Raw genomic sequence first — 7,945 nt, forward strand, 5'->3', positions numbered from 1 at the left:
GGCGGGGCCCCGCGGCCCCGGGGGCCCGCCCGGGGGGGGGGGGGGGGGGGGGTGGCCTACCCCCCCCCCCCCCCCCCCCCCACCACCTGTACCCACTCCGCGCCTTGCCACCCCCGCCGACCAGGAGAAAGATGCCCGGCATGTCCGGACGAAGCCTGCCGATCGGCTCGATCGCGCTGTGGGTCGTGCGTGTCGCGCTCGCGGCCGAGTTCCTCTACAGCGGCTACCTGCTGTTCTCGGGCGGGCACACCGAACAGGTCTTCGCCGAAATCGGGCTCGGGCAATGGCTCCGCTACGTCACCGGCGTACTCGAAGCCGGCGGCGCGATCGGATTGCTGATCCCCCGCTTCGGCGGGCCCGCGGCGCTGCTGCTGGCCGGCGTGATGGTCGGCGCGAGCGTCACGGAGCTGTTCATCCTCACCAACGGCGGCCCGGTCCTCCCGCTGATCCTGCTGATCGTCTGCGCGACGCTGGCGTGGTTCCTGCAGGATCAGACCCGCGCGCTGCTCGGGATCGAGCCTCCCGAAGACCACGAGGCCGACGAGGACGACCACTAGGCGAACGCGCGCCCATCCTTACACCGAACGGCGCAAAGATCGCCCGCCGAATGCTCCGATCACCGGAACAGGGAAAGAAAAACCGCATGTCAGCGCGCCTCGCGAGGCCTTGACGGCAGCGCCGAATTCCGATCATCAGCGTGATCACGCGCTCACTCATGGTGAAAGATTGCGGCTCGTTTACAACGAACCGGCCACCTGCTTGACAGCCGGAGTGGTACGTACCACGCTGCCCGCATTGGTCTACACCATTTTGTGGGAGCTCGGCATGGTGGCCGGGCATCGAAAGGACGGCACGAGTGAAGCGCTGGCTCAAGATGGCTGCGGGCGCCGCCGCCATCACCCTCGCGACGGCGGGCTGCGCCGGTTCCGGCAGTGGCGACAGCACGAATTCGAGCGCTCCGGCCTCGAACGGCTCGCTCACGGTCTGGCTCATGACGGGGACCGCCCCCGAAGCTTTGACGAACTCGCTCCACAAGGAATTCGAAGACGCGCACCCCGGCGTCAAGGTCAAGTACGAGATCCAGCAGTGGAACGGCATCCAGCAGAAACTGACCACCGCGCTGGCCAGTGACAACCCGCCGGACGTGATCGAGCTGGGCAACACCCAGACCCCCGCGTTCGCGAACCAGGGTGTGCTCGCCGACCTCACGTCGAGCGTGAAGGACTTCAACGGGGACCAGTGGCTCCAGGGCCTCAAGGCCTCCGGCGAGTACGACGGCAAGACCTACGGCGTCCCGCTCTACGCGGCCAACCGCGAGGTCATCTACCGCAAGGACATGTTCGAGCAGGCCGGTATCACCGCGACGCCGAAGACGCGCACGGAGTGGCTCGACGCGCTCACCAAGCTCAAGGCCAAGTTCGGCAGCGACCCCGAGTTCCAGGCCCTCTACCACCCCGGCCAGAACTGGTACGAGCTGCTGTCCTACATCTGGGACGAGGGCGGCGACATCGCGCAGGCCAACGGCAAGTCCTTCAAGTCCACCCTGGACACCCCGCAGGCCAAGGCCGGCCTCGAGTTCTACAAGCAGCTCACCGAAGCTTCCGGCACCAAGGCACCGAAGGACGCCGACGAAGCGACGCCGCAGCAGGAAGGTATCTACGGCGCGGGCAAGGTCGCGATGATGATCGCCGTGTCGGGCGGTATCGACACCGCCGCCAAGACCGACCCGTCGGTCAAGGAGAAGTCGGGCGCGTTCCCGATCCCCGGCAAGACCGCCGGCAAGTCGGCTCCGGTCTTCCTCGGCGGTTCGAACCTGGTCATCCCGGCCAACAGCAAGAACGCGGCCGCGGCCAAGGACTACGTCAAGCTGATCAGCACCCCGAAGTACCAGACCGAGTTCGCCAAGGCGGGCTACGTCCCGGGTACCTCGACCGACGTCTCCGCCCTCGCCGGCAGCGAGTTCGGCAAGGTCATGGCCGAGGCGTCCAAGAACGGCCGCGCCGTGCCGACCAGCCCCAAGTGGGGTGACGTCGAGTCCGGCCAGAATCCGATCAAGGACATGCTGACCGCCTACCTGACCGGAACGAAGACGCTCGACCAGGCGACCGCCGACGCCAACGCAGCGCTCGACAAGCTCATCGGCGGATGACCACGACCAAGGATGTGACGATGCCGGCGGGGGCCACCCCGCCGGCATCGCCGCGCATCAAACGCCCGAAGTCCAACCGGCGTCTCCGTCTCGGCGAACGGACGGCGCCGTACCTGCTGATCCTTCCCGCGCTGGTCGCGATCCTGGTCCTGCTGGGCTGGCCGACGATGCAGCTCATCGGGATCAGTCTCCGCAAGCTCGACCTCCGTGAGCTGGTCTCCGGAGAGATGGTCTGGGTCGGGTTCGAGAACTTCTCCGCGATCCTGTCCGACCCCGAATTCTGGGAGATCACCGTCCGGACGCTGGTGTTCACCGCGTCGGTCGTGATCATCACCCTGCTGCTCGCGCTGTTCATGGCGCTGCTGATGCGGCACCTCAACCCGGTGGTCCGGGTGGTCCTGCAAGTCGCGCTGATCCTCGCGTGGGCGACGCCGGTGGTCGCGACGACCACGGTGTTCCAGTGGATCTTCGACCAGCAGTACGGGATCCTGAACAAGACGCTCGCGAAACTCGGTTTCGAGGGCTTCATCGGGCATTCCTGGTTCTCCACCGGCCCGAGCACGCTCACCGTCATCGGCCTGCTGGTCGTCTGGCAGGCCGTGCCGTTCGTGGCGTTCACGCTGTACGCGGGGCTCCTCGGCGTCCCGAAGGAGCAGTACGAGGCCGCGGGCATCGACGGCGCGAACGCCTGGCAGGCGTTCTGGGCGGTCAGCTGGCCGGCGATCCGGCCGATCCTGACCATGGTCACGTTCCTGTCGGTCCTGTGGGACTTCAAGTTGTTCGCCCAGGTGTGGGCGATCCGTCAAGGCGGGCCGGACGGCGCCAGCACGACGCTGCCGGTCTACATGTACCTCAAGGGCCTCGCGGGCAACCACTTCGGCCTGGCGGCGACCGCCGCCCTGCTGATGATGCTCGTGCTGATCCTGCTCACCGCCCGGTACGTCCAGCTGCTGGTGCGCACGAAGGAGGCCGACCTGTCATGAGGAAGTCCCTGTCCCAGCGGCTCGGCCTCGGCACGCTCGGCGTGGTCGTGGCCCTCCTGTTCGTCTTCCCGACGTACTGGATGATCACCTCCTCGCTGAAGACGCCGGGCCAGGTCCTGTCCCCGGACTACGACCTGATCCCGCTCTCGGCGACGTTGGACAACTTCGTCTCGGCACTGACGAAACCCGGGTTCACCACGTACCTCGCCAACAGCCTGATCGTCACGCTCGGCGCGGTGCTGTGCTCGCTCGTCGCGGGTGTGCTGGCCGCGGTTCCCTTGTCCCGCATGCGTTTCCGCGGGCGCAAGGGGTTCCTGATGCTGGTGCTCGTCGCGCAGCTGGCGCCGTTCGAGGCGCTGCTGATCCCGATGTACCTGCTGATGCGCGACGCCGGGCTGCTCAACCAGCTGCCCTCGCTGCTGCTGGTGTACTTCGCGGCGACGCTGCCCTTCACGTGCTGGATGCTCTACGGCTTCGTCAACGGCATCCCGTACGACCTCGAAGAGGCCGCGATGATCGACGGCTGCAGCCGGGCGGGTGCCTTCCGCCGGGTGACGCTGCCGCTCCTCGCGCCGGGCCTGGTGACCACTTCGGTGTTCAGTTTCATCACCGCGTGGAACGAGTTCCTGTTCGCGTTCGTGTTCATGCGCGACCAGAACAAGCAGACGCTCCCGGTGTGGCTTTCCTCGTTCCGCACGGCGTTTTCCGTGGACTGGGGCGGCATCATGGCGGCGTCGGTCATCTACGCCGTGCCCGCGCTGGTGTTCTTCATTCTCGTCCAGCGCAAGCTCGTGTCCAACCTGACCGCAGGCGCAGTGAAGGGATAAGCGTTGTCTTCACCGGAAAAGCTCGCCGCATCCGTGCTCGTATCGGGCTTCGACGGCACCACCGCGCCGGATTGGCTGCGGCGCAAGGTGGCCGACGGTCTCGGCGGCGTGATCCTGTTCGGGCGCAACGTGGTCGACGACGAGCAGGTGGCCGCGCTCAGCGCGCAGCTGCGGGCGGAACGGCCCGACGTGCTCATCGGCATCGACGAGGAGGGCGGTGACGTCACCCGGCTCGACGTCGCCACCGGCTCGTTCATCCCCGGACCACTCGCACTCGGCGCCGCGGACGACGTCGAGCTGACGACCTCGGTCGCGGCGGCACTCGGCGAACGGCTGGCCGCTTGCGGAGTCACGATCAACTTCGCTCCGTGCGCGGACCTGACCCTGGCGGCGGAGGATCCCTCCATCGGGGTGCGGGCGTTCGGTTCGGATCCGGTGAAGGCGTCACCGCATGTGGCGGCGTACATCACCGGTCTGCAGAAGTACGGCGTCGCCGCGTCGGCCAAGCATTTCCCCGGGCACGGGGCGGCGACCGACGATTCGCACCACGCGCTGCCGGTGCTGCCCCGGACCGAGGCGGAACTGCACGAGCTCGAACTCGTCCCGTTCAAGGCGGCGATCGCGGCGGGGGTGCGCGCGGTGATGACCGGGCACCTCGTCGTGCCCGCTTGGGGTGACCTGCCCGCGACGCTCAACCCGAAGGCGCTCACCGACGTCCTGCGCGGCGAGCTCGGCTTCACCGGCGCGGTGATCACCGACGCGCTCGACATGGGTGCGGTCGCGGGCGAGCTCGGCAAGACCGAGGGCGTCGGCCGGGCGTCGGTGCGGGCGCTGATCGCCGGCGCCGACGCGCTCTGTCTCGGCGGGGTGTCGTTCGAAGAGGACGAGCTGAACCGGATCGCGGCGGTCATCGCGGCCGCCGTCGAGTCCGGTGAACTGCCGCTGGAACGGCTGGCCGAGGCGTCGGAACGGGTCGCCGCGCTCGGCACTCCCCCGGTTTCGACGCCGATCGCGCCGCCTGCCCACCAGCTCGGCCTGGAAGCGGCGCGCAAGGCGTTGCGGATCCAGGGTTCCCCGAAGCTGGCCGGGCCGCCGTTCGTGATCGACATCGAGACCGAGCCGATCATCGCGGCGGGCCCGATGCCGTGGGGGCTCGGCTCGCATCTGACCGGGCTCGTGCCCGGCACCCGTGCGCTCAAGGTCGGCGCGGACGGGATCGCGACCGCGATCGAGGCCGTCCACGGCGCCCGCGATCTCGTGGTGGTGACGCGCGAGGCGCACCGGCACCCCGAGGTGCGCGAGTTCCTGAGCTGGCTCCGAGAGACAGGCGTGGACTACATCCGCGTCGAGACCGGCGTGCCGGGGCCGGAGACCGACGACCCGAGGATCGACACGTTCAGCGGGTCCTACGTCAGCCTCCGCGCCGCGGCGGAGTACCTGGCCTGAAGTAATTCGGTTGCGGGGCCGGCCCGTCGATGCTGTAGTCGGCGGGATCGGTTCCCGGCCTAGGAGATGATCGTCTTGCGAGTGTCCACGTCCTTCCACCAGGTAATTTCCGCCTACCTCAAGGACAAGACCACTCGTGAAGACCCTCAATCTGGGGATTCTGGCGCATGTTGACGCCGGGAAGACGAGCCTGACCGAGCGGCTGTTGCACACCGCCGGGATCATCGGCGAGCTGGGCAGCGTCGACGACGGCAGCACGCAGACCGACACGCTGGCGCTCGAACGCGCGCGCGGCATCACCATCAAGGCGGCCGTGGTGTCGTTCGCCGTCGGCGACGTCACCGTCAACCTGATCGACACCCCCGGCCACCCCGATTTCATCGCCGAGGTCGAACGCGCGCTCGGCGTGCTCGACGGCGCCGTCCTGGTGCTCTCGGCGGTCGAAGGTGTCCAGGCGCAGACCCGCGTCCTGATGCGGACCTTGCGACGGCTGGGCATCCCGGCGCTGCTGTTCGTGAACAAACTGGATCGCCGCGGCGCCGACCCGGAACGCGTTTTCCGTGAGATAACCGCGAAGCTCACGCCGTCGGCGGTCTCGATGGACCCCATGGACCCCGATCGGGTGATCGACCTGCTGGCGACACTCGACGAGGACTTCCTCACCGAGTACCTCACCACCCCGGACGTGTTCACGCCGTCGCGCCTCCATGCGGGGCTCGCCACGAAAGTCGCCGAGGGGCTCGCGTATCCGGTCTATTTCGGGTCCGCGATCACCGGAGCCGGTATCGACGCGCTCCGCGACGGAATCGAGAATCTGTTGCCCGCCAAGGAACCCGACGTCGACGGGCCGCTGTCCGGCACGGTGTTCAAGGTCGAACGCGCTCCAGGAGGCGAGAAGATCGCCTACGTGCGGCTGTTCTCCGGCACCGTCGCCGTGCGCGACAAGGTCCCGATCGGCGACGGCGAAGGCAAGGTCACCGCGATCAGCGTCTTCGACAACGGCTCGGCCGTGCCGTCGGCATCGGCCGAGGCCGGGCGGATCGCGAAGCTTTCGGGGCTCGACGTCCGGATCGGGGACGCGCTCGGAGCCCGGGCGCGAGCGCGGGAAGCGCTGTTCTCGCCGCCGACGCTGGAGACCGTCGTCTCGCCGGTGTGCCCGGCCGATCGCGGGCCGCTGCACCAGGCGCTCACCCGGCTGACCGAACAGGATCCGCTGATCGGCCTGCGGCACGACGAGGTCCGTCAGGAGACTTCCGTTTCGCTGTACGGAGAAGTGCAGAAGGAGGTCATACAGGCGACGCTCGCGGACGAGTACGGCATCGACGTCACCTTCAGCGAGACGACCACGATCTGCGTCGAACGCGTCTCCGGTACCGGATCGGCCGCCGAACTCATCGGCACGGCGTCGAACCCCTTTCTGGCCACCGTCGGGCTGCGCGTCGAACCTGGGAGCGGGATCTCGTTCCGGCTGGAGGTCGAGCTCGGCTCGATGCCGTACTCCTTCGTCAAAGCCGTGGAAGACACGGTGAAGGAGACGCTGCGCGAAGGCCTCCACGGCTGGGAGGTGCTCGACTGCGTCGTGACGATGACGCATTCCGGTTACTACGCCAGGCAAAGCCACGCCCACGGCACCTTCGACAAGAGCATGTCCAGCACCGCGGGCGACTTCCGCGACCTGACCCCGTTGGTGCTGATGGCGGCACTGCGCGAGGCCGGGACGACCGTGCACGAACCGATGCACCGATTCACCCTCACGGCCCCGGCCGACACACTCGGTCCGGTGACCGCGTTGCTCGCGCACGCACGCGCCGTCCCGCGTACGACGAGCACGAAGGACGGGACGGCCGAGCTCGAAGGCGAGATCCCGGCGGCGAAAACCCATGAGGTGCACCAGCTTCTGCCATCGGCGACCCGAGGGGAAGGCGCGATGGAGACCGTCTTCCACGGCTACCGGCCTGTGCGGGGAGCGGCACCGTCACGATCGAGGACCGATCACAATCCGTTGGAACGCAAGGAATATCTGCTGCGCGTGCTGCGGCGCGTCTGAGGAACGGAGAACGTCATGGTTTCACGGCTCGGGGTCAGGATCCCGCGCGAGCTGCCCGCCGCCCGGCTGAGGAGTCTGGCCCGGCGCGCGGATCCGCGCGCTGTACGCGCCCGGGACCGAATCCGTCATCCTGCTGCCCCTGCTCGGGGAACCGGAGGAGGAGTCCTTCGCCGCGGCGGGCCGGATCGCCTCGGCCCTGCACGGCTGACCGCCACCACATTTCGTCCTCTGAATGCGGAGGGGCCAGTTCTGGCAGAGCCTGGGTGAAGGGAACTTTCCCCACATCTGATGCGGCGAAAGCTCCCTTCACAACACCTCCTTCCCTACCATGTCGACCGATTTGAGCGCTTTGTACAGCTTCGTGGCGGGGTCGTGAGTGGCAAGTGTCGTTAGAACGACATGTGCTGTTTCAGGACCTCACGGACAGATGTGTTTCAGGACTTGTCGGACAGTTTGGTGTTGAGTGGTTGGTAGCGTACTGCTCGGTTGAGGG

General features: G+C 67.8%; 6 protein-coding genes. All 6 read left to right on the forward strand.

The window, feature by feature from the left end; translation table 11 throughout:
• Positions 1 to 140 precede the first annotated feature (140 nt).
• The 6 genes from ACIRGA_RS40565 (at position 141) to ACIRGA_RS40590 (ending at position 7,452) form a co-directional block, all read left to right on the forward strand.
• Positions 141 to 557 carry a DoxX family protein gene (locus ACIRGA_RS40565; RefSeq protein ID WP_400952802.1) on the forward strand — a complete coding sequence of 139 codons (417 nt, stop codon included), beginning with the start codon at positions 141 to 143 and terminating at the stop codon, positions 555 to 557.
• Positions 558 to 856: 299 nt separating this feature from the next.
• On the forward strand, positions 857 to 2,149 hold the full coding sequence (locus ACIRGA_RS40570) for a sugar ABC transporter substrate-binding protein (RefSeq protein ID WP_400952806.1): 1,293 nt from the start codon (positions 857 to 859) through the stop codon (positions 2,147 to 2,149).
• Complete coding sequence (locus ACIRGA_RS40575) at positions 2,146 to 3,132, forward strand: carbohydrate ABC transporter permease (RefSeq protein ID WP_400952810.1); 987 nt, start codon at positions 2,146 to 2,148, stop codon at positions 3,130 to 3,132. The genes ACIRGA_RS40570 and ACIRGA_RS40575 overlap by 4 nt, the downstream gene beginning before the upstream one ends.
• A complete protein-coding gene (locus ACIRGA_RS40580; RefSeq protein WP_400952815.1) occupies positions 3,129 to 3,959 on the forward strand; it encodes a carbohydrate ABC transporter permease in 831 nt (276 codons plus the stop codon). Before ACIRGA_RS40575 ends, ACIRGA_RS40580 begins: the two co-directional genes overlap by 4 nt.
• 3 nt (positions 3,960 to 3,962) lie before the next feature.
• Positions 3,963 to 5,405 (forward strand): glycoside hydrolase family 3 protein, encoded by a 1,443-nt coding sequence (locus tag ACIRGA_RS40585; protein WP_400952818.1) that lies wholly within the window; start codon positions 3,963 to 3,965, stop codon positions 5,403 to 5,405.
• 136 nt (positions 5,406 to 5,541) lie between these two features.
• Positions 5,542 to 7,452, forward strand: a complete 1,911-nt coding sequence (locus ACIRGA_RS40590; protein WP_400952821.1) for a GTP-binding protein — start codon at positions 5,542 to 5,544, stop codon at positions 7,450 to 7,452.
• Positions 7,453 to 7,945 lie beyond the last annotated feature (493 nt).

Origin of the sequence: Amycolatopsis sp. NPDC102389 (assembly GCF_044765885.1) — a bacterium.
GTDB lineage: Bacteria > Actinomycetota > Actinomycetes > Mycobacteriales > Pseudonocardiaceae > Amycolatopsis.